This is a genomic window from Halorhabdus amylolytica (genome assembly GCF_004944975.1).
Classification (GTDB): Archaea; Halobacteriota; Halobacteria; order Halobacteriales; family Haloarculaceae; genus Halorhabdus; species Halorhabdus amylolytica.
This window is the reverse complement of record NZ_SPQG01000003.1, coordinates 233,560-257,402: the sequence shown is the minus strand read 5'-3', so window position 1 is coordinate 257,402 and position 23,843 is coordinate 233,560. Positions and strand designations below refer to the sequence as shown.

16 protein-coding genes and 1 tRNA gene are annotated in these 23,843 nt (G+C 62.4%); 14 read left to right on the top strand and 3 right to left on the bottom strand.

Annotated elements, in window-relative coordinates; all coding sequences use genetic code 11:
* Window positions 1-5 precede the first annotated feature (5 nt).
* From E3374_RS05965 to leuD, 10 genes are all read left to right on the top strand, one after another.
* Window positions 6-263: a DUF7553 family protein gene (locus tag E3374_RS05965; RefSeq protein ID WP_136688116.1), complete on the top strand. Its 258-nt coding sequence runs from the start codon at window positions 6-8 to the stop codon at window positions 261-263.
* A gap of 198 nt (window positions 264-461) precedes the next feature.
* Complete coding sequence (locus E3374_RS05960; protein WP_136688114.1) at window positions 462-1,913, top strand: response regulator; 1,452 nt, start codon at window positions 462-464, stop codon at window positions 1,911-1,913.
* 137 nt (window positions 1,914-2,050) lie between these two features.
* Window positions 2,051-2,125: transfer RNA gene (locus E3374_RS05955), tRNA-Val, on the top strand.
* A gap of 827 nt (window positions 2,126-2,952) precedes the next feature.
* On the top strand, window positions 2,953-5,166 hold the full coding sequence (locus tag E3374_RS05950) for a histidine kinase N-terminal 7TM domain-containing protein (protein ID WP_169051785.1): 2,214 nt from the start codon (window positions 2,953-2,955) through the stop codon (window positions 5,164-5,166).
* A gap of 558 nt (window positions 5,167-5,724) precedes the next feature.
* On the top strand, window positions 5,725-6,930 hold the full coding sequence (locus tag E3374_RS05945; RefSeq protein WP_136688111.1) for a LeuA family protein: 1,206 nt from the start codon (window positions 5,725-5,727) through the stop codon (window positions 6,928-6,930).
* A gap of 354 nt (window positions 6,931-7,284) precedes the next feature.
* Window positions 7,285-9,060: a biosynthetic-type acetolactate synthase large subunit gene (gene ilvB, locus E3374_RS05940; protein WP_136688110.1), complete on the top strand. Its 1,776-nt coding sequence runs from the start codon at window positions 7,285-7,287 to the stop codon at window positions 9,058-9,060.
* Window positions 9,061-9,062: 2 nt separating this feature from the next.
* A complete protein-coding gene (gene ilvN / locus E3374_RS05935; protein WP_136688108.1) occupies window positions 9,063-9,680 on the top strand; it encodes an acetolactate synthase small subunit in 618 nt (205 codons plus the stop codon).
* Between the two features lie 73 nt (window positions 9,681-9,753).
* Complete coding sequence (ilvC, locus tag E3374_RS05930; RefSeq protein WP_136688106.1) at window positions 9,754-10,764, top strand: ketol-acid reductoisomerase; 1,011 nt, start codon at window positions 9,754-9,756, stop codon at window positions 10,762-10,764.
* A 66-nt stretch (window positions 10,765-10,830) separates the two neighbouring features.
* A complete protein-coding gene (gene leuC / locus E3374_RS05925) occupies window positions 10,831-12,252 on the top strand; it encodes a 3-isopropylmalate dehydratase large subunit (RefSeq protein WP_136688104.1) in 1,422 nt (473 codons plus the stop codon).
* Complete coding sequence (gene leuD, locus E3374_RS05920) at window positions 12,249-12,869, top strand: 3-isopropylmalate dehydratase small subunit (RefSeq protein WP_136688102.1); 621 nt, start codon at window positions 12,249-12,251, stop codon at window positions 12,867-12,869. The genes leuC and leuD overlap by 4 nt, the downstream gene beginning before the upstream one ends.
* 16 nt (window positions 12,870-12,885) lie before the next feature.
* On the opposite strand, the gene E3374_RS05915 is transcribed toward leuD, so the two are convergent.
* Together E3374_RS05915 and E3374_RS05910 are read right to left on the bottom strand one after the other, a co-directional pair.
* Entirely contained in the window at window positions 12,886-13,437 is a 552-nt protein-coding gene (locus tag E3374_RS05915) for a hypothetical protein (RefSeq protein ID WP_136688100.1), read from the bottom strand.
* Between the two features lie 87 nt (window positions 13,438-13,524).
* Window positions 13,525-14,121 carry a DUF7504 family protein gene (locus tag E3374_RS05910; protein ID WP_136688098.1) on the bottom strand — a complete coding sequence of 199 codons (597 nt, stop codon included), beginning with the start codon at window positions 14,119-14,121 and terminating at the stop codon, window positions 13,525-13,527.
* A 256-nt stretch (window positions 14,122-14,377) separates the two neighbouring features.
* Here E3374_RS05910 and E3374_RS17085 point away from each other — a divergent pair, with 256 nt between their 5' ends.
* On the top strand, window positions 14,378-14,518 hold the full coding sequence (locus E3374_RS17085) for a DUF7503 family protein (RefSeq protein ID WP_169051784.1): 141 nt from the start codon (window positions 14,378-14,380) through the stop codon (window positions 14,516-14,518).
* Here the strand turns inward: E3374_RS17085 and E3374_RS05905 are convergent.
* Complete coding sequence (locus E3374_RS05905) at window positions 14,515-16,638, bottom strand: hypothetical protein (protein ID WP_136688096.1); 2,124 nt, start codon at window positions 16,636-16,638, stop codon at window positions 14,515-14,517. The genes E3374_RS17085 and E3374_RS05905 overlap by 4 nt on opposite strands.
* Window positions 16,639-17,001: 363 nt before the next feature.
* Between E3374_RS05905 and E3374_RS05900 the strand changes: the two genes are divergently transcribed.
* The 3 genes from E3374_RS05900 to E3374_RS05890 all read left to right on the top strand — a co-directional run bounded on the left by E3374_RS05900 (window position 17,002) and on the right by E3374_RS05890 (window position 23,818).
* Window positions 17,002-17,478, top strand: coding sequence for a GNAT family N-acetyltransferase (locus tag E3374_RS05900; RefSeq protein ID WP_136688094.1), 477 nt, complete (start codon window positions 17,002-17,004; stop codon window positions 17,476-17,478).
* 320 nt (window positions 17,479-17,798) lie between these two features.
* Window positions 17,799-22,337 (top strand): glutamate synthase large subunit, encoded by a 4,539-nt coding sequence (gltB, locus tag E3374_RS05895; protein ID WP_394347451.1) that lies wholly within the window; start codon window positions 17,799-17,801, stop codon window positions 22,335-22,337.
* Window positions 22,337-23,818, top strand: a complete 1,482-nt coding sequence (locus tag E3374_RS05890; protein ID WP_136688090.1) for a glutamate synthase subunit beta — start codon at window positions 22,337-22,339, stop codon at window positions 23,816-23,818. The genes gltB and E3374_RS05890 overlap by 1 nt, the downstream gene beginning before the upstream one ends.
* The last annotated feature ends 25 nt before the right edge of the window (window positions 23,819-23,843 follow it).

Here is a 23,843-nt window from a genome sequence, read left to right as displayed (position 1 = left end):
ATAGTATGAACAAGCACTTCGAAGACGCACGGTACTACCTCAAGCGAGCGGGCGAGACGGCCAAGAAGGGTGTCGAGGAGGAACTCGAACCGATCAAAGAGCGGTTCGACGAGGTGACCGGCAACGAGGACGAACCCGAACCGAGCCGTCTAGATTCGATCAAAGCCGACCTGACCGAGCTACAGAACAACGCCGAGGGTGAGGCCAAAGAGGCCATCGCGGACGCCCGTGAGAAGATCGAGGACTATCGATCGGACAACTGAAGGCTCCGAACTCGGGACCCAGGTGACAGTTCAGTATCCCACCGATCGATAGTGATCGGTTGGAGCCCCCTCTTGGGGAAGCGATAGCCGGACTTCGAACGGCCTCTGGGACGTATACTGTCTCCCGAGTAAAAGGATGATTATCGGATTCGAAAACCTCGGAGGTAGATATATCACTATCTCAGGCTGAGATCGTATATGATAGAGCCGTCGTCGATCGACGTGTTACTCGTCGACGACAGTGGATTCTTTCGGACTGTCGTCTCGGATAAACTCGCCGATTCGAGGGCACTGTCGGTACGAAAGGCGAGTTCCGGGCCGGAGGCCCTTGAAGTGCTCGAACGTGAGGCCATCGACTGCGTCGTAAGTGACTTCGAAATGCCGGAGATGACCGGCCTCGAACTGTACGAACGCGTCGAAGCGGAGTACGGCTTGCCTTTCGTATTACTGACCGGCCAGGGCGACGAGGAAACCGCCAGTCGGGCGATCAGTACTGGTGTCGACGACTACCTGCGTAAAGAAGAGATCGCAGAGCGCGGACAACTGGACCTTCTCGCCAACCGGATCCAGAACGTCGTCGCACAGCGACGGGCGCGCGAAAAGTACGAACTGCTGGTAAACAACACACCAGACGAGATATCACAGGTCGGCAACGACGGGACGATCAAGGCAACCAACGAGGCCATGGCACGGTCGTTCGACACGTCACAATCGGCGCTGGTCGGACAACATCTCTCGGACATTCTACCAAAAGAGACGGCGGCCCGGCGCTTAGAAGAGGGTCGGAAAGCTCTCACGATCAACTCGGCGGTCACGTTCCAGGACAGCGTCGGATATCGGCACTTCCACAACATCGTCGTGCCGGTGAGTGTCGACAGCGAAGCGGACTCGTTTCAGTTGATCACACGAGACATCACCCAACAGAAACGGCGCGAGCAGCAACTCGAAGAGCGAACCGAGAAGTTGGCAGTCATCAATCGTCTCGTCCGCCACGACATCAACAACGATATCCAGTTGCTCATCGGGTGGGCCGATGGCGTCAGTGGTCACGTCGACGACGAGGGACAGGCCTACCTGGAGCGCATTCAGGACACCTGCGACCACATCTCGGAGTTGACGACGATCGCGCGTGACTTCGTCGAGTCGATCGGCAGTGACACGGATCTGGAGTACGCGAGCGTAAATCTGCGCTCCATCCTGGAATCCGAAGTCAAGAAAGCCGAACGGCGACACGAGCATCTCGTCGTCTCGGTCGACGAGGAGATCCCGAGCGTATCAGTAAGGGGTAACGAACTCCTGTCGTCGGTATTCGGCAATCTCCTGAGCAACGCCGTCCGTCACAACACCGGGGGCGAACCCCGGGTGAACATCCACGTCGAAGAGAGTGAGACGGACGTCCAGGTTCACGTTGCCGACAACGGCCCCGGTATTCCTGACGCGAACATCGATGGAATCTTCGGCAAAGGTGAGATGGGGCCCGAGAGCCCCGGAACCGGGATCGGTCTCTACCTGGTCCACACTATCGTCGACCGCTTTGGCGGGACCGTCACCGTCGAGAATGCTTCGGACCGACCTGCTGGGCTGGCCGCGACTGTGGCCGAGGAGTCCACAGGTTGTGTGTTCACGGTCGAACTCCCAAAGCAGATCTGAGCACTCGGTGTGGGGAGTATCCGGGTATCCCCTCGTACCGGTTGGGGCCATCGTATCGCTGGCCTTTCGAAACTGTGAGGCTCTTCGGGATCGGAAAACAACTGTTAAGTTGGGTGCTGGATAAAGCTGGAATGTCCGGGTTGGTGATCTAGTCCGGTTATGATACCTCCTTCACACGGAGGAAGTCGGCGGTTCAAATCCGCCCCAACCCATCCTGCGACGAACGGACGTGAGGAGCGGATGGTTTCGGCGGTTTGAGCCCAGAGGACGAGCGAAGCGAGTCCTCGCGGTTCAAATCCGCCCCAACCCACTGATTTTTGCGGCGCTCACTTACGAGCGCCGTGTATATGAAGCGTTTGGCGGATTTGAAGCAGGGAACGGGAGGTGAGCGAGCGGAGCGAGCGAACGAGAGTGACTGCGGTTCAAATCCGCCGGAAGAGCTTCGCTCTCCCGAGCCCTCGTTCGCTTCGCTCACGAGGACGCCCCAACCCATCCTGCGACGAACGGACGTCAAGGACAGATCGTACTGGAGTTTTCCCCAGAAGAGTCACAGCCTGCACAACGTAGCGGGACGAACGTAGCGTACGGTTCAAATTCGGCGGAAAGGAAGTGTTCATCCGAGTCATGCTCCACTTCGCTCGCTGAGACATTGAGAGACAGGAGTTCGATAAATAAGGGCGAGAGTACGTCCATAGCTTCCGACGTATACTGACGTGTAATGGTCTCAAAATCCGCTTCGCGACGTTCCGGAACGAATGTCACTACTCGATGAACTCGAACCTCGAGAAGGGTGATACGACGCTGTCCGTGTCAGTCGCTCAGGTGGGAGAATCACTCGGGAGCTTCGGCCGTCGGGACGGGACCCAGTCGGGTACCAGTATTGTCACGACGAAAAGAAGTAAACCGAGGGGTGGCAATTGTTGGCATAGGCCTCGAAACAGATGCTGCAGCGTGTCAGCTTTGCCAGTGTCGCCAGCCTTCTCGCTTCGGGGGGCGTGACGCCGGCTCGAACGACGTTCACACCGGGAGGGTTCCGTCCGTGGCACTGAGCACACTGATACTCCACACTGCCGTTCTCAGCGTCGCAGCCGGAACGACAGCAGTCCTCGCTGCGGTCACCTACCGTCGGCGGGAGACGCCGGGAGCGGCGTGGTTCGCCGCGTTGATGGCTTGTCTCTCGATCTGGTCGTTGACCTACAGCGTCGGGTTACACGTGGGCGATAGCGGGTTGCGAGCGGTTCTGCTCCGGATCCAGTGGACCGCGATTCCGTTCATCACCGTGACGCTGTTCCTGTTCGCAGCAACGTACACGGGCCTTGACGAGGTTCTCAGTCGGCGGACGATAGCTGCGATCGTGACGATTCCGGTGCTCACGGTGATCGCGGTCTGGACGAACCCGTGGCACCATATCTTCTGGATACGCCAGGACGTTCTGGTCGTCGACGGGATGGCACTGATGGACCCGACGTTCGGCTCGCTGTTCTGGGTGTACACCATCTACAGCTACACGCTCGTCGCCGTCTCGATGGCGTTGATCATCCGTCTCGTCTACCATTCGGAGTATCTCTTCACAGAACAATCGGCGCTGGTGCTTGTCGGTATCGCCGCACCGTTCGTCGTCAACATCGTCGACGTGTTCGTCGGAGCGAGCGGCCCGAAGGTCGACTACACGCCTGTGGCGTTCACCATCACTGGGGTCACGTTCGGGTACGCGCTGTTCCGTCGGCAGTTGTTCGACCTGGTACCGGCGACGCGGAAGATCGGCCGGGACGCCGCCATCGCACAGCTTGACACCGGGATCGTCATCGTCGATGTCGACCGACGGATCGTCTACTGTAACGACGCCGCCGCGAACGTAGTCGGGTGTGACCCGGCAGCGGCACTGGGCAAGCCGGTCGATTCCATGGTCGGGACCGACGCTCTCGACTTCGAGACTGATGATGCACTCGCGGAACTGAAAGCCGGCGGGCGCATCCACGAGATCCGGACGTCACCGATTACCGACCGACATGGGCGCCTCATCGGGCACACGCTGGTCGTTCACGACGTGACCGCGCGTACCGAACGGGAACGCGAACTGGCGAGCCAGCGCGACGAACTTGCCACGTTGAATCAGTTGAACGCCGTCATCCGGGGCGTCAATCAGGCGCTGGTCACCGCGCGAAGTCGTGAGGCAATCGAACAGTCCGTCTGCGAACGTTTCGCCGACGCCGACCGGTACCGGACGGTCTGTGTCGCGGACATTCCGACGTGGACGGGCGATGCGGACCGCTGGACACTCGCGGGAGACGACGGGGCGACACCGCCGACGTTCGACGACGCCGGTCCGGGTGACGCTGTCGAGAACGGGTGTCCGGCCACGACAGTCACACGGGCGGACGACGATACCGACTGGACCGTCATTCCGATCGTGTACGGGCGGACAGTTTACGGGGCGATTGGGTTCCGAACCGACCGCGAGGTCGTCGGGGAACGCGAGCGCGAGATTCTCGGCGAGTTGGGTGAGACGATCGGCCATGCGATCAACGCTGTCGAGACGCGACGAATGCTCTCGGCGGAGTCGGTCGTGGAACTGGATCTCGCCTGCGAGGACGGATCCGACCCCCTCGTCGCTGTCACACGGGGGACGGACCGCACGATCGAACTGGAGGGGGTCGTCCCCGGTGGAGAGAACGGCCCGCTCGCGTACCTGACGGTCGAGGATACGGACGTCGAACGCGTCAGAGAGGCGCTGGCGGCCGCGGCCAGCGGCGGCGTCCGGACGATCAGTGCGTCCGACGACGGCAAAGAGGGACTCCTCGAGTGGGAGATCACCGGTGTGGCCCCGATGGGTGCCCTCGAGGACCACGGAGCGACCGTCCATCGTGTCACAGCGGACGGCGGCCGGACGAAGTACGAACTCGCCGTCACGTCCGACGCGGACGCCAGGACGATAGTCGAACACCTCCAGGACAGGTTCCAGGACGTAGAGGTGCTCGGCAAACGGCCACGGTGCGGGCCGTTCGAGGCCGTCACCGCGTTGCCGGAAACCTCTCTCGACGACCTCACCGAGCGACAACGCGAGGTACTGGAGGCGGCCTATCGGGCGGGCTATTTCAACTGGCCGCGAGACTCAAACGCAGAGGAGGTCGCCGAAAGCCTCGGCATATCGTCGGCGACGCTCCATTCACACCTTCGGAAGGCAGAAAAGTCGCTCCTGGGCCGACTGTTCGAGTCCCGAGAGGAGTCTGGCGACACTGAGCGCCTCTCGTAACCGAACACGACACGTACGTTCGGGACCCACGAGAGATCGCCCGATCGTTCGTCAACGCGTTTTCCCCTGGCCCGACCGACAGTCTACGTATCTAGCCCACCAATACACATCCGGACATCTCCAAGCCGGATTGCGATCAGGGGAAACTCCCGTCGCCATCGGGGCGATCCGGACCGACCCTGATCGCGAGGGTGGGGTGCGACAGGGCGGTGGGGGGTTCGGCGCCGTCGTTGCGTCGATCGGCGGCGTCAGCCTCTCCACAGGGGTGGCCCCGAATACACCTCTCGATCGGCCACCAGAGCGGGAGTGAGGTCTTGATAGCGAGGCTGGCGAGACGTGTCCGAAATCCCGGCCCCGATACCGTCGAACACGTTCGAACGAACTGCCAATGCAGTTTTGGATCGTCATCGACGATTTAGCAATTGCTAAACAGTCGCTCGATTTCCGGCCGGAAGTGGGCTCTCGACTTCACGTGTGTCAGATACACACGTGGCGTTCGAGAAGGTTTAAATACGATGACGCCATTCAGACGAACGCAAATGTCCAACACATCCGAGGTTGCGTCGGGATCCCCGGCGGATCGAGTTCTTCCAGGGCACACTCGATAGTACGTCCGAAATCACGGACGCACGGATTTTCGATACGACGCTTCGCGACGGGGAACAGACGCCGCGCACCTCGTTTTCTTACGAAGACAAACGGGAGATAGCGGCGCTACTCGACGAGATGGGAACTCACGTCATCGAGGCGGGGTTCCCCGTCAACTCCGACGCGGAGTTCGAGGCGGTTCGGGACATCGCCGAAAGTACCACGACGACTACCTGCGGGCTCGCCCGCGTCGTCGAGGAAGATGTCGAAGCGGCCATCGACTCGGGCGTCGAACTGGTTCACGTGTTTGTCTCGACCAGCGACGTCCAGCTCGAGGACTCGATGCACGCGACCCGCGAGGACGCCAAACGGCGGGCCGTCGAGTCCGTCGAACGTGTCAAGGAGGCGGGCGTCGAGTGCATGTTCTCGCCGATGGACGCGACCCGCACGGACGAGGACTTCCTGCTGGAGGTCGTCAAGGCCGTCACCGAGGCGGGCACCGACTGGATCAACATCCCGGATACGACGGGCGTCGCCACGCCCGGTCGCTTCCAGGAGATGGTCGGTAACGTCGTCGCCCACACGGACGCACGCGTCGACGTTCACACTCACGACGACTTCGGGCTGGCGACGGCCAATGCGCTGGCGGGTTACGAGGCCGGCGGCGCACAGTCCCAGGTCAGCGTCAACGGGATCGGCGAGCGGGCCGGTAACGCTGCCTACGAAGAGGTCGTCATGGCCTTAGAGAGCCTTTACGACGTGGATACGGGTATCGATACGACCCGGATCACAGAGCTCTCTCGGCTGATCGAGGAGAAGAGCGGCGTCGACACGCCGGGCAACAAGCCCGTCGTGGGCGAGAACGCCTTCTCCCACGAGTCGGGCATCCACGCCGCGGGCGTCATCGAGAACGCAGACACGTTCGAACCGGGCGTGATGACCCCCGAGATGGTCGGTGCCGAACGCGAACTCGTCCTCGGCAAGCACACCGGTCAACACTCGGTCCGGGAGCGGTTGGTCGAGGCCGGGTTCGCGCCGTCCGATACGGAGGTACGGGAAGTCACGCGCCGTGTCAAGGAGTTCGGGGCCGAGGACAACCGTGTCACGATGGATGTCCTCGAACGGTTCGCACGTGACGTGGGCGTCGAGCGGGCACGCGAGGAGGTCAGTGCCTGACATGTCGTCCACGTCGTTCGCGCCGACCGGTCAGCGATTGCTGTACCACGCTCCCTCCGGCGTTCGTGGATCCATCTCACGGAACGTTTATAATGAACGACGACGACGTTCCGGTACCGATGCGCGCGCTGGTTCCGTCCGGGGCTCGATCCGGCACCAGCGGCGCGTCCGACCTGCTTCTCGTCGGTATTGTAGGGGCCCTATAGCCCCGACAGTACCACACCCTCGACGACGATCGTACGACTTTGTGACCACCAGCGAGCAGACTCCAGCCATGACACACACTGATTCGACGACGCCGCGTTCGCAGACACAGCGTTCGCGGCCGGCACCCACAGCACGGAGGTATCGACCATGAGTGAACGCGCGTTCCATCAAGATCCCGAGCCGGAACCGCCGGCCGAAGAGGACGAGGAAGCCACCGACGACGCCAGAGAGGTGACGACGGGCGCCGAGGCGGCGATCATCGCCTTGGAGGAGGCCGGCGTCGACATGGCTTTCGGCGTTCAGGGCGGGGCGATCATGCCCGTCTACGATGCGCTCTACGACTCGGATATCGAGCACATCACGATGGCTCACGAACAAGGAGCGGCCCACGCGGCCGACGCCTACGGGATCGTCTCGGGCGATCCGGGCGTCGCGATGGCTACCTCCGGACCGGGCGCGACCAACCTCGTGACCGGTATCGCCGACGCCTCGATGGACTCGGATCCGATGATCGCCCTGACCGGCCAGGTCGCGACGGACTTCGTCGGCAACGACGCCTTCCAGGAGGTCGACACCGTCGGGATCACCCAGCCGATCACCAAGCAGAACTACTTCGCCGGCGATCCGGACACACTCGGCGCGGACGTGAGTGAGGCCTTCGCGCTGGCTGACGCCGGCCGACAGGGGCCGACCCTGGTCGACCTGCCGAAAGACGCCAGTAAGGCCGAGACCGATGTTCAACCGATCTCCCCCGCAACGCCGGACACCTACCATCCGCCAGAGAAAGCCGACGAGGCAGTCATCGAGGCTGCCGCCGAAGCCCTGCAGGACGCCGATCAGCCGGCGATCCTCTCGGGTGGCGGGGTCGTCAAGGGCGAGGCCAGTGACGAGTTGCGCGCGTTCGCCCGCAAGTACGAGATTCCGGTCATCACGACGATGCCCGGCCTGGGGACATTCCCCGAGACCGACGATCTCTCGCTGGGCATGGCCGGCATGCACGGGACGGGCGCGGCCAACCTGGCGATCACCAACTGCGACGTGTTGCTGGGCGTCGGGACGCGCTTCGACGACCGCCTGACCGGCGGCGTCGACAGCTTCGCACCGGACGCCGAGGTCATCCATATCGAGATCGACCCCGCCGAGATCAACAAGAACATCTACGCCGATTACCCGCTGCTGGGCGACGCCGAGCGCGTCCTCGAACAGCTGGATGACGAACTGACGGACGCCCCGGACGCCGAGACGTGGCGCGAGCAATGCCAGACCTGGAAAGACGAATACCCGCTGGACTACGAGACCCCCGAGGACGAACCGCTCAAACCGCAGTACGTCGTCGAGCGCTTCGCCGAACTGGCTGACGACGACGCGATCGTTACGACGGGTGTCGGCCAACACCAGATGTGGGCCTGCCAGTTCTGGACGTACACCGAGCCCCGGACCTGGGTCTCCTCCAACGGCCTGGGGACGATGGGGTACGGCGTCCCCTCGGCCATCGGCGCGAAGCTGGGTGCGCCAGACCGCGAAGTCGTCACGTTCGACGGCGACGGTTCGTTCCTGATGACGATGCAGGAGTTGTCCGTGGCGGTCCGGGAAGATCTGGACATCACGTACGTCATCCTCAACAACGAGGCGATCGGGATGGTCCGCCAGTGGCAGGACGGGTTCTACGAGGGTCGCCGGATGGCAAGCGAGTATCCGTGGATCCCCGAGTTCGACCTGCTGGCAGAGTCCTTCGGCGCACGTGGCTTCCGACTCGAAGAGCACGACGAGGTCGACGACGTGATCAAGAAGGCCCGCGAGTACGACGGGCCTGCGGTCATCGACGCGATCATCGACCCCGGCGAGAACGTCTACCCGATGGTTCCGAGCGGCGGCGACAACGGACTGTTCGCACTTTCCGAAGAACAACTGGACAACCTCTAACAATGAGCAGTGGAGAACTCCCTGGGCCGGCCCCCGACGAGCGGATGCGACCCGAGGGGCGGCGCAACACACAAGGTATTCGCATCGATCCAGAAGCGGAAGCGACCCACCAGCCCCGTCACGCGGTGCTGTCGGCGCTGGTCAAACACGAGCCGGGCGTCCTCGCCGAGGTGTCGGGCCTGTTCAGTCGCCGGCAGTTCAACATCGAGAGTCTCACTGTCGGGCCGACGACCGACAAGAACGTCGCCCGGATGACGATCGTCATCGAAGAGCCCGAGCCCGGCGTCGAACAGGCCAAGAAGCAGCTCCGGAAACTGATCCCGACGATCGCTGTCGAGGAGTTAAAGCCCGAGGCGATGCGGCGGGAACTCGCTCTGGTGAAGGTGCGAGCCGAGAAACCCGACGACGTCCAGTCGGTCGCGGAGATGTACAACGGCCAGGCGGTTGACGCCTCGCCCAACGCCGTGACCGTCGAGATCACGGGCAGCAAGCAGAAGATCGACGCCGCGGTCGAGGCCTTCGAACAGTTCGATGTCGAAGAGGTCGTCCGCACCGGCGCAGCGGCGCTCGAACGCGGCGCGGAGACGATGGACGCGAACGGATACGCAAGCGAAGAGTGACTCGTCGGACGCGAGATCGCCCAGACACGATAGATTGAACACCAGTCCAATGCAGACACAAGACGACGAAACCATGACAGAGGAATTCGACGCAACGGTATATTACGACGAGGACGCAGACGAATCGTATCTCGAAGACGCGACGGTAGCGGTCCTTGGCTTCGGCAGCCAGGGCCATGCCCACGCCCAGAATCTCGACGACAGCGGCGTCGACGTGGTCGTTGGCCTGCCCGAGGGCAACGAGGATCGCCCGGTCGCCGAGGACGCAGGCCTGCCGGTCGAGACGCCCAAAGAGGCGGCCGCCGAGGGAGACATCGTCGTCATGCTCGTCCCCGACAACGTCCAGCCGGTCGTCTACGACGACATCGAGGACGGTCTGGAACCGGGTGACACGCTCCAGTTCGCCCACGGCTTCAACATCCACTATGGCCAGATCGAACCCCCCGAGGGCGTCGACGTGACGATGGTCGCTCCGAAATCCCCGGGCCACCTCGTTCGGCGGACCTACCAGCGCGGCGAGGGCACCCCCGGTCTGGTCGCCGTCTATCAGGACGAAAGCAGCGAGGCAAAGGAAGAGGCGCTGGCGTACGCGAAGGCGATCGGCTGTACGCGGGCGGGCGTCATCGAGACGACCTTCCGCGAGGAGACCGAGACCGACCTCTTCGGCGAGCAGGCCGTCCTGTGTGGCGGCGTCACCGAGATGATGAAGGTCGGCTACGAGACGCTCGTGGATGCAGGTTACAGCCCGGAGATGGCCTACTTCGAGGTCTTAAACGAGATGAAACTCATCGTCGATCTGATCTACGAAGGCGGGCTGATGGAAATGTGGAACTCCGTCTCCGATACCGCCGAGTACGGCGGGTTGACCCGGGGCGAGTACGTCATCGACGACTCGGCCCGAGAAGGGATGGAACAGATCTTAGAGGAGGTCCAGAACGGTGAGTTCGCCCGCGAGTGGATCACCGAGAACCAGACCAACCGACCGAGCTACAAACAGCTGCGGGAAGCCGAGGGGAACCACGAGATCGAAGAAGTCGGCGAGTCCCTGCGGGAGCTGTTCTCCTGGGACGAGCAGGCAGAGTGAGTATATGAAAGCACGGTATCGAGGATACACGAGCGGCACAGTAACGAACGGAACGGTAGATCGAGTATGAGTCAAGGAACGCTGTACGACAAGGTGTGGGATCGCCACAAGGTAACGACGCTGCCCAACGGGCAGGATCAGCTGTTCGTCGGGCTGCACCTCATCCACGAGGTCACCAGCCCGCAGGCGTTCGGCATGCTTCGGGAGCGCGATATCGAAGTCGCCCGTCCGGATCTCACTCACGCGACCGTCGATCACATCGTCCCGACGAGCGATCAGTCCCGGCCCTACAGCGACGACGCGGCCGAGGAGATGATGAGCGAACTGGAGGAGAACGTCCGGGAGGCGGGCATCGAGTTCTCGGACCCGACGACGGGCGATCAGGGCATCGTCCACGTCATTGGCCCGGAGCAGGGCATCACACAGCCCGGCAAGACGATCGTCTGTGGCGACAGCCACACTTCCACGCACGGCGCGTTCGGCGCACTGGCCTTCGGCATCGGCACCTCCCAGATTCGGGACGTGCTTGCCACCCAGTGCATCGCCATGGAGAAACAGAAAGTCCGGAAGATCCAGGTTGACGGCGAACTGGGGCCGGGCGTCGAGGCCAAGGACATCATCTTGGAAATCATCCGCCGGCTGGGCACCGACGGCGGCGTCGGATACGTCTATGAGTACGCCGGCGAGGCCATCGAGAACCTCGACATGGAAGGCCGAATGTCGATCTGTAACATGTCCATCGAGGGTGGCGCTCGCGCGGGCTACGTCAACCCCGACGAGACCACCTACGAGTGGATGAAGGAGACGGACTACTTCCAGGAGAACCCCGAGAAGTTCGACGAGCTGAAACCCTACTGGGAGTCCATCCGGAGCGACGCGGACGCCGAGTACGACGACGTGGTCCACATCGACGCGAGCGAACTGGAACCGGTCGTCACGTGGGGTACGACGCCGGGCCAGGGCATCGGCATCAGCGAGCCGATCCCCGCCCCCGAGGACCTGCCCGAGGACAAACAGGAGACCGCCCGACGCGCTCAAGAACACATGCGCGTCGAGCCCGGCGAAACCATGGCGGGCTACGACATCGACATCGTCTTCCTGGGCTCGTGTACGAACGCCCGCCTGCCCGACTTGCGACGGGCGGCATCGATCGTCGAGGGTCGGCAAGTCGACGACAGCGTCCGGGCGATGGTCGTCCCCGGGAGTCAGCGCGTCCAGAGAGCTGCCGAGGAGGAAGGACTCGCGGACGTCTTCCGGGAGGCCGGCTTCGAGTGGCGCAACGCGGGTTGTTCGATGTGTCTGGGCATGAACGAGGATCAACTGGAGGGTGATGAGGCCTCCGCGTCGTCGTCGAACCGGAACTTCGTCGGCCGCCAGGGCTCGAAAGACGGCCGGACGGTGCTGATGAACCCCCAGATGGTTGCCGCCGCGGCGATCACCGGGGAAGTGACTGACGTGCGCGAACTGCCGGAGGTGACGCCCGCATGAGCGACTTCGACGCCGACATCCCCGAAGTGCGCGAGGTGACGGGTACTGGCGTGCCCATCCGCGGGAACGACATCGACACCGACCAGATCATCCCCGCGCGCTTCATGAAGGTCGTCACCTTCGACGGCCTCGGTCAGTTCGCGTTCTTCGATCAGCGCTTCGACGACGAGGACAACCAGAAAGAGCACCCGATGAACGAGGAGCGGTTCCGCGATGCCAACGTGATGGTGGTCAACGACAACTTCGGCTGTGGCTCCTCTCGAGAGCACGCTCCCCAGGCGTTGATGCGCTGGGGGATCGACGCGTTCATCGGCGAGTCCTTCGCCGAGATCTTCGCGGGCAACTGCCTCGCGTTGGGGATGCCCACGGTAACGGCCGATCACGAGACGATTGCCGACCTGCAAGACTGGATCGAAGCGAATCCGGAAGGTGAGATCGACATCGACGTCGAGGGCGAAACCGTCACCTATGGCGATCAGACAGTCGACGTCACCGTCGACGACGCCCAGCGACAGGCCCTGGTCGAGGGCATCTGGGACACCACAGCACTGATGAGCGCCAACAGCGGCGAGATAGAGCGGACTGCGGGTTTGCTTCCGTACGTCGAAGAAGCCTGAACGCCGTCGATCCCGCTCATCGGTCCACAGTTTGTCGGTCCCCGAGTGCGACCTCGAAGGCGTCTTCGTCGTCGAGTTCCGCCACAATTTCGTCGAGTTCCCGTTTCAGCGAGTCGAGTTCCGCGTCGGTGGCTGCTGGTTTCCCTTCGGCCGTCGATTCCTCGTCGTCACGTCCGCGTCTACGGGCGAGTTCGTAAAACCGGGTGAGCAGTCGATCGTATCGTGCCCGCCGTTGCAAGCGGTCGACGATCGTCAGAGACTGGTCCTCGACGCGAGCGGGGTCGAGGACTGCCTCAGCACGATCGGCGAAGGGTCCCTCCGACGCACCGAGCCACAGGATCTGAAAAGAAAGCTCGTTTTCTAGACGCGCCGCGAAGAGATCCGACGGCGCCCCCTCGATAGATTCGTCGATGACGGTAACAGCGATCGAGTCGTCGAGACTGTCCAGCGCGCCGTCGAGCGTCGTCGCGATCCGTACAGGCCAGTGGTCTCTGAGAACCGACGTGATAGACAGCCGTTGTTCCTCCTCGGGGGAGGCGACCAACACCGCGTCCTGCGTCGAGGCCATCGTGCAGAGAGGTATCACGGGCAACGACAAAAATGATCGGGGTGCGGTCGGTAGACCGAACCCACGAATGGATGCCGTTGAGGCGCCTCACTCTGAACGGCAGTTGGGACGGATCGTCGCGTCGAACAGCGGTGTGAGCGTGTCGAACGTCCGGTCAGGATGACCGTCAGCGTCGATGTGGTAGTGTGCGATCGCATCGGCTTGCTCGACGCGTGCAGTGAGCACGTTGAGGAAGCGATGGAGCGTTCGTTCGGTTTCGAACTGCAGAAGATCAGTCAACGAATCGAGACAGACGACGACGGGACCCTTTTCGGCGTTCTCGAGCTGTGTGGTGAGCTCGGCACCGATACGCTGGAGATCGACGTCCTCGACCTCGACGACGTTGACGATCGCGCCGTTCTGGCCGCCGAACCCATCGGCTGACATCGCGGCCGAGCGCCCGCCATGAGAGACATCGACGAACGAAAGCGTGGTTCTGACGGGATCGATCACATTGCTCCACTCGGACATGCGTTCGCCTGGCGAGGACGCGACCGTCACGCCGAGGACCGTCCCTGGCGGCCCCTCGCGCGTCAGTAAATCACGACAGTGTTCGTTCTTCGCGTTACCGATCGCCGGACAGACACAGAGAACGTTCGAGGGCGTTTCAGTAGCGTCGACGCCCGGCGAGAGCTCGTCGCTCACAGACAGACCCTCCCTGGGGGCACCGCAAGTACTTCTCTCATCTGTGTTACCTACCAACGATTACAATACTAACAATTAAGTAACTTACGGGAGAGGCCATCCATACGTGCGACCCGGCGAATGAGAGCGTAGCGCGTGCTTCCACGCCGTATTTCGAATTCATATATTTGATATTACTTAATTTTATATTAAATATATAATCGTTAGATATCTTTAGAAATCTATTTTCACACCTGCAATAAACTTGGAGGTGGCTATGAGCCAATCAGAATCGGAGGGAGAAAACTTCCTCGCACAGCACCCGCGAATGATGGGCGTCCTGTTCATGCTGCTCGTGTTGCTGACGCAGTTCGGAGGGACGGCAGCGGCAATCAGTAGCGGTAATCCCGGCCCCTAAAGCCTGGAGAGAATTTCTTCGCTCCAGACGAGTTGTTCCTCGTATAGTACTGGAAAGTCGCCGTTCTCACAGAGACGCTCAAACTCCTCGCTAGTCATCTCGATACGTTCGAGGCACGCAGTCATCAGACAATTCTCTTCGAACGGCTCGAAGTGCCAATCGCGGAGACTTCCGTTCGGAATATCAGATATCGGGTACCCCTGGATTGATAGCTTTATCACGTCGGACTCGACGGATTGCAGTTCCATATGGACCGGCGACCCCAGTTGACTCTCGACGATGTTCGCGTGTCCATCGCCGACGACCATGTATCGGCTTGCGAGTTGCTCGTCTTTCTCCAGCAAGGCTCGTGCGGTCGAGAGCGAAAATCCGATGTTCAGTAGCCGAACTAACGTCATTCCGATACTTGTCGCGGTTGGATTGGGTATATTGGCGAGCGTGACGATCCCGCCCAACGCACCGGCGTCGACCAGAGTGTGACCCTGTTCGTAGGAGTTGCACGCGTTGAGCAAAAACGCCCCCACGCCGACATCGGACAGCGAGCGTGCGTCGAGATGGCCGTCAGTACAGCGGAACCCTTCATCTTCAACGTGACCGATGTAGTGGAAGAAGTCTGTTTCCTCCTGCAGTACGGCGGCGAGTTCGTTCTGCGTCAACTCGTCGTGGATCGTGACGTCGAAGTCGATCCACTCCCGGGCGCCGTAGACGTCCGAGACGACGGACTCGTCACTCATCGCTTCCTCGTTGTTCACGACATCGACGCGAATCCGCCCCGACTCAGTGGGTTCGTAGTCGAGACGGCGCTCGAAGGCGTCGAGCGTCATCTTCGTCGCGCCCATCGGGATCCCGTCGCCGACGAACGTCTGCATCAGACTATCGGTCGGTTGGGGACGGAACACGCGATCCTCGACTGACGGTCGACTCGTGGCGCTTTCAGATCGAACGGCACTGGACGGGCCTCTGACGAGGACCGGCTCCTCACGGAAGAACGACTCAACATCGGGTGACGTGTCTTCGAGGACTCGCGGCGTGATGTCACCGTGGCGTGGACAGCGGATCTCCGCCAGATCGGCCGCGAGGAACGGGAGAACCGGGACGTTTTCCACCTCGGGCTGGACGTCCGCGGTCAACTTCCACTCTGGCGAGGCAGGTTCGACCACCTCGAAAGGGACGTCGAGGTATGTGCCGGTACGCTCCCCGAGAGACTGGTCGTACAATGCCTCGAAGTCCAGGGTCGTCCGCTCCTCGATCACCGACCGTTCGTGCAGATCGACGTTGTACAGCCCCTCCGTCCGCGTGACACAATCCAGCGTGAAGACGTGTCGCAGGATGCGCGCGACGCGGCGCTCGAATCCGTCCGGTCCGTCCAGCGGGATCGATCGACCGTCGGCGACCAATCGCGGTCGGGTACCTTCTCGGATGTCCGCGTCGAGATAGTACGCCAACGGCGCGACGGGAAGGACGCGGTTCCACCGGGCTGGTACCTCGATCGAGACGGACGGTTCCCGGTCGAGGAGACTGCCCGGGATCGACAGTTCATCGCCCCGTTCCAGGAGGGGCGGATGTCCGCGCAACGTCGGGAACGACCGCTCGGGTGAAGTCGTTTTCAACGCCGCTCTGAACTGGGAGAGCGCGGTCATCACGTCGTCGATGTCGTCGGTCGTCGTGATGGTACGGGCCGGCTGTTCGTGATACGAACGGATGCCGACGATCACCTCGGTCGCCTCGGGGAACGATAACTCGACGTAATCTCCCGTCGCATCGACCGAAAAGGAACCCTCGATGCCCAGGTAGAGTTTGAGCTGAACGGAGGAGAACTCGACGACGTAGCTGTCCGGATCAAACGTCGCTTCGTCGCCGCCCGTACACTGTGCAACGAGGTCGAACGCCGCGTCCCTGATCCAGACGCCGACCAGATACGGCGTTCGAACGATGTCCGTGTCGAGGCTCACGGCCCCGTCGACGGGGATTGGCAGCGCGTCGGTCGAGGAGGGTGTGCACTCGACGGGCTCGGGCGTCAGAAGCGTGAACTGGCCACCATCGATCGGATCGACGAGGTGTACACCGGGCGGTGCCTGCAGGGTCTCGAACCGGGGCTCGGACGTCGGGACAGCGGTCATAGGTGGCTGAGTCGATGGCGATACATCGACGTGCTGGCTTCGTATCTATCGTCCTTTCGGGGACAGCAATAAAAAAGGGTTCTGACGCGTAAAGATGCCGCACACGTGCGAGTGACGGCCGTCTCGAAGACGTTCCGTCGTCAGAAGGGAAGGGGGGAGCGTGTGACGTTCCTGGTGCCCCCGGGCGATTCTGGCGCAGGGAGATACATAAATCACCGTCAGACTCGGGTCGGACGATCGGCAGACTGCGGCCCGGTGACGTTCCCAGCAGTCAACATGAACGGGGCGACCGTACGGGATCGAATGACGATGCGACGGATCGGCGAGGGGCTATATGTCGGGAACCGAAAGGTCAGACCAGCGATGAAGGTCACGATCCGAACGGCCACGAGCACGGACGTTCCGAGTCTGGGAATTCTCCGGGGTCAGGCGATCGAGGCGGCCTGTAGCGACGTCTACGATCGCAAGCAGTACGCGGACCTCGTCGCCGATCCGAGAGGGGACCTCGGAACCTGGATCGACGACGACCCGACGACCGTCCTCGTCGCCGAGACCGAGATCACGCCCGTCGCCTACGCCGTTCTCGCCGAGGACACCGGGGAAGTACCATCGATCGCCACGAACACTGACTATCAGGGGGAAGGGTTCGGGAGTGTGCTCGTCGACCGCCTCGAGGAGCGCGCAGGTGAGATCGGACTCACAGAACTGTGTGTCAGTGCACCGACTGTCGCCGCCGGGTTCTTCGAGACACAGGGCTTCGAACAAGAGGGAGAGACAGACTGGCACGGCTTACCGGCCAGGAGGCTGGTGAAATCCATCGAGCAGTCGCCCGAGAACTGACGAGTCAGGCCACCAGAGGGGATGTCGAACTGATCGAGTTCGCGAACAGTCGATGACGAGTCGACAGGCACGTCGTGATGTCGTCCGACGGCAGAGTTACGAAAGGGCAAAACACCATCTGTCGACAGTCGTACAACCTCGATCATGATAGTTTTCGGTCGTGCGTCGACACAGTGACCGAACGTCCGGGATCGGACGCGAAATCGGGACGATCACGCGAGGGGTGGCCAAAATACCGGCCGGTCGTCCGAGAGACAGTGGGGGGTGCGCAATTCCTGCACGCACCCCGCCCCTTATGCTTGTCTGTGCGAACTAGTCACATGATGAATACGCCAACGGCACCCGACGGTGAGCGGGGCCTGGCCGACGAGTCACAGCAAAAGGCAAACTGTGGCGTCGGCGTCCTGCTCAACCTCTCGGGGCAAAAAGAACACGGTATCGTCTCCGAGGGGCTCTCGCTGCTCGAGAACCTCGACCATCGCGGCGCCCGGGGTGCAGAAGAGAACACGGGCGACGGGGCAGGGATCCTCATCCAGAAGCCACATGCCTTCTTCAGCGACGAGGTCGATAGTCTCGCAGACCACGACTTCGACGACTACGGTGTCGGCCAAGTCTTCTTGCCGAAGGACGAACCCGCCACGAAGCTTCGAGACCGCATCGAAGCAGTAGCCGACGAGGAAGGCTTCGACGTGATCACCTGGCGGGACGTCCCAACCGACAACGACGGGCTCGGGGCGACTGCCCTGGAGAGTGAACCCGACGTGAGGCAGTTCTTCGTCGAACCTCGCGAGGACCTCGGGCCGGAGGAACTCGATACGGCGCTGTATGTCCTCCGGAACGTCATCGAGTCCCGTATCGACGAACAACAGCCGACGGGCCACGAGCGGTTCTATATCTGTTCGCTCGACCGCCGCAAACTCGTTTACAAGGGCCTGCTGACCAACGCCCAGGTCCGGACGTATTACGAGGACCTCGCCGACGAGCGTGTCGAGACGAGTCTGGTTTTCGTCCACTCGCGGTTCTCGACGAACACGCTGGGCGCCTGGGATCTCGCCCACCCCTACCGGAACATCATCCACAACGGCGAGATCAACACCCTCCGCGGGAATCTCAACTGGATGCACGCCCGCGAGGCCGACCTCGCCAGCCCGGTCTTCGGTGAGGACATCGAGAAGCTCAAGCCCATCACCGAGGAGGGCCAAAGCGACACGGCCGTCGTCGACAACGTCCTCGAACTGCTCGTCGAGGGCGGACGGTCGCTTCCCCACGCCCTCCGGATGCTCGTCCCCGAAGCCTGGGAGGAGTCGGAGTACTTAGATCAGGACCGCAGGGAGTTCTATCAGTACCACTCGACGATCAACGAGCCGTGGGACGGCCCGGCTCTCGTCGCGTTCACCGACGGGTTCAGCGTCGGCGCGATCCTCGACCGGAACGGCCTGCGCCCCTGTCGGTACCTCGTCACGGAGGACGATCGGCTGGTCATGTCCAGCGAAACCGGCGCGATAGAGGTCGATCCTTCCCGAGTCAAACGGAAGGACCGCCTCGAACCAGGCCAGATGTTCTATGCCGACGCCGAGGACGGCATCGTTCCCGACGACGAAATCTTCGACCGGCTAACCGACAAGAAGTACGGCGAGTGGCTCGAAAAGAACCGTCTGACCCTAGCGGACGTCGAAGAGGGTACAGCCAAGACGCCGACGTACGTCGACGGCGATATCACGAAGTACCAGCGCTCGTTCGGGTACACCCTCGATCACGTCGAGCGCCTGATCGAGCCGATGGCCGAGGACGGCAAAGATCCAATCGGCGCGATGGGCAACGACACGCCGCTGTCGGTGCTCTCAAGCCGGAACAAGACGCTGTTTACGTACTTCAAGCAACTGTTCGCTCAGGTGTCGAACCCGCCGATCGACTACATCCGCGAGGAGACGGTCACCTCGTTGAAACAACACGTCGGCCGTCAGAACAACCTGCTCGGCGAGACATCCGAACACTGCCGGCAACTGGCACTTGACTCGCCGATCCTCACCCGGAATCAGCACGCCAAGATCGCCGACATCGACGAGAACGGGATCACGTCGGCGACCATCGACATCACCTACAATCCGGCAGAGATCGACATGGAAGCAGCAGTCGAGGACATCCGCGAGCAGGCAGTCGACGCACTCGAAGACGATACCGAGATGCTGATCCTCTCGGACACCGAAACCGACCCTTATCGCGTTCCGATCCCGAGCTTGCTTGCGGTCGGTGGCGTCCACCATCACCTCGTCAGGGAGGGGCTACGAACCCACACCGCACTCGTCGTCGAGAGCGGTCAACCCAACGCAGTCCACCACTTCGCGACGCTCGTGGGCTACGGGGCCGACGCCGTGACGCCGTATCTGGCCTACGAGTCCATCGAGGAACTGGCCTTCGACGGCGTCCTCGAGGTGGATCGCGAGACTGCCCTCGATCAGTATCGCCACGCCATCGAGGACGGCATCCAGAAGGTCATGGCGAAGATGGGCATCTCCACTTTAGAGAGCTACAAGGGGGCCCAGATCTTCGAGGCCGTCGGGCTGGACTCGGATTTCATCGCAGAGTACTTCGAAGGGACGGAGAACCGTACCGAAGGGATCGGGATCGAGCAACTGGAAGCCGACGTACTCGAACGACACGAACAGGGCTTCGAGAGGTCGGTCGCTGGCAACCTCGAACTCGATCAGGGCGGGGAACTCTACTGGCGTCGTGACGGGGAGTTTCACCAGTGGAATCCGAACACGATCGGCAAGCTCCAGTACGCCACCAACCACGGCGACTACGAGGCCTACCGTGAGTTCGCGGCGATGATCAACGAGCAGAACGAGCGCTTACAAACCCTCCGGGGCCTCCTCGACTTCGACACCGAGAGACGGGAATCGATCCCGCTTGAAGAGGTCGAACCCGTCGAGGAGATCACGAAACGCTTCTTCAGCGCCTCGATGTCCTTCGGGTCGATCTCGCCCGAAGCCCACGAGACTCTCGCCGCGGGGATGAACCGCGTCGGCGGCTTTGCCTCCACAGGCGAGGGTGGTGAACCGACCGAACGGTTCGGTACCGAGCGAGAATGTGCGGACAAACAGGTCGCCTCCGGCCGCTTCGGCGTCACGTCGAACTACCTCGCCAACGCCGAGCACTTAGAGATCAAGATGGCCCAGGGCTCAAAGCCCGGTGAGGGGGGTCACCTGCCCGGCGAGAAGGTCAGCGAGTTGATTGCCGAGACGCGATCGACGACGCCCGGTGTGCCCCTCATCTCACCCCCGCCACACCACGACATCTACTCGATCGAGGATCTCGCCCAGTTGATCCACGACCTGAAGTGCTCGAACCCCGACGCAGACGTCCACGTCAAACTGGTCAGCGAGGCCGGCGTGGGCATAATCGCGGCCGGTGTCGCGAAGGGGAAGGCCGATGCAGTCTTGATCTCGGGACAGTCCGGCGGGACCGGCGCCTCGCCAAAGACCTCGATCAAGAATGCTGGCCTGCCGTGGGAACTGGGCATCGCCGAGGCCAACCAGATCCTGCTGAACAACGACCTCCGGTCGCGGATCCGCGTCCGGGTCGACGGCGGGATGAAGACTGGCCGGGACGTGGCTATCGCCGCGCTGCTCGGCGCGGAGGAGTACGGATTCGGGACGGCGCCGCTGATCACGTGTGGGTGTGTCATGCTGCGGAAGTGCCACTGTAACACCTGCTCGGTCGGCGTGGCCACCCAGGACGAGGAGTTACGCGAGAAGTTCCCCGGTGATCCCGAGTTCGTCGCCAACTACATGCGCTTTATCGCCCGCGAGGTGCGAGAGATCATGGCCGAACTCGGTGTCGAGACGATGGACGAAATGATCGGGCAGGTCGACTTGCTCGAACAGAAGAACGTCGATCACCCGCGGGCGAAACACGTCGACCTCTCAGAGGTACTCTGGCGGCCGGATTACGACGACGACCCGCGGAAGACGATGGAACAGGACCACGGACTGGCGGAGAAACTCGACCAAGAGCTCTTATCAGAAGCCCAACCAGCTATCGAGCGGGGCGAATCCGTCGAGATCAGTGGACGGGTCACCAACGAGGACCGCACGGTCGGGGCGATGTTGAGTTCGGAGATCTCGAAAGCGTACGGCGAGGCCGGACTGCCCGACGACACGGTCACGCTCGATTTCGAGGGGACCGGCGGCCAGTCCTTCGGCGCGTTCCTCGCGCCCGGGATTACCATCGAGATGACGGGTGACGTCAATGACTACGCCGGCAAAGGCCTCTCGGGCGGGAAACTGATCGTCAAGACGCCCGAAGAAGCGGGTTACGAGGCGGGAGAGAATATCGTCACCGGCAACGTCGCGCTGTACGGCGCGACCGAGGGCGAGGCCTACTTCAACGGCCAGGCCGGCGAACGCTTCGCCGTCCGCAACTCCGGTGTCAAGACGGTCGTCGAGGGCGTCGGCGACCACGGCTGTGAGTACATGACCGGCGGCGTCGCCGTGATCCTCGGCGAGACGGGCAAGAACTTCGGTGCCGGGATGTCCGGCGGCGAAGCCTACGTACTCGACGAGGCCGGTGATTTCGAGGATCGGGTCAACACGGACATGGTTCATCTGGAGGAGTTGGACGAACGCGACCGCGAGATGGTCAGACGGATGGTCCAGAACCATGCCCGCTACACTGACAGCGACAGAGCAACGGAGATCCTCGACAACTGGGAGGAGTACGTCCCCCAGTTCGTGAAGGTGATGCCCGATGCCTTCGCCGAGGTCGTCGAGGAACGCCTCGCGGAGGGGGAAGACGTCAGGGCTTCGCCGCCGCCGAAGCCGAGTACACCGACGTTCCCAACGGAGGGTGACGACTGATGGCCGAACGCCACCCTGGGGGCTACCGCCGCCACCGTCGCCGGTCGATCGGCAAGCGCGACCCGGAAGAACGAAAGGGGGACTTCGAGGAAGTGTGGGAACCCGAGTGGAACGAGGAACACCTGGCCGAGCAGGGTGAACGGTGCATGGATTGCGGGACGCCGACCTGCATGGGCGGGTGTCCGATCGGGAACATCATCCCCGACTGGAACGATCTCGTCCACCGCGACGACTGGAAGGAAGCACTCGAACGTCTCCATGCGACCAACAACTTCCCGGAGTTCACGGGTTACAACTGTCCGGCGCCTTGCGAGAACTCCTGTGTGTTAGCGTACAACGACGATCCGGTGACGATCAAGTCCATCGAGCGCGCCATCGCCGACAAGGGCTGGGAGGAGGGCTGGATCGAGCCTGAACCGCCCGAAATGCGTACCGAATACGAGGTCGCGATCGTCGGAAGCGGTCCGTCCGGTCTGGCCGCGGCCCAGCAACTCAACCGGGCAGGCCATCACGTGACGGTGTTCGAGCGGGCCGACGAAATCGGCGGGCTGATGCGCTACGGCATCCCGGACGCGAAGTTCGCCAAACACCGCGTACAGCGCCGCGTCGATCAGTTGCGCGAGGAAGGCATCACCTTCGAGACCAACGCCGAGGTCGGCGGGAACGTCCCCGTCGAACGCTTAAAGGAGGACTTCGACGCCTCCATCATCGCAGTCGGGTCTCAGAAACCGATCGACCTCGACCTGCCTGGTCGCGACCTTGAGGGAATCCATTTCGCGATGGATTATCTAACCCAGGAGAACCGTCGCCAATCCGGCAAAGACGTTCCAGGCCCGGACATCGACGCCGAGGGCAAGAACGTCGTCGTGCTGGGCGGGGGAGACACCGGTGCGGACTGTGTCTCGACGGCCCATCGACAGGGCGCAGAGCAGGTCGTCCAGATCGAACTGCTGCCGAAACCGCCGGTCGAGCGGCCGCCGGGCAACCCGTGGCCCGACCAGCCACAGACATACAAGAAGACCTACGCCCAGGAGGAGGGTGCGATCGAGGAGTACTGCGTCGATACCAACGCCTTCGTCGATACCGATGACAACGGCCGCGTGGACACTCTGGAGGCGGACCGCGTCATCTGGGAGGAGGGCGGTGAGGGGCCGCCCGAGAAGAAGGTCAGCGAATCGAACCTGGAGATCCCCGCGGACCTGGTTATCCTGGCTATCGGGTTCGAGGCCCCGGAGTCCAGTCCGTTCGAGCCGCTGGGCGTCGACATCAACGACGACGGCACACTCGCCACCGACGAGGACCTGATGACGAACGTCGAGGGCGTCTTCGCGGCCGGCGACGCGAAGATGGGGCCATCGCTGATCGTCTGGGCGATCGGCAGCGGCCGCGACGTCGCCCGGCACGTCGATCTGTATCTCACCGGAGAGAGTGACCTTCCGCCGAGCCTGGAGACGCCGAACGAGCCGCTCGTCTCGATGTGACGGCGGTGCAGTGACCAGCGGGTGT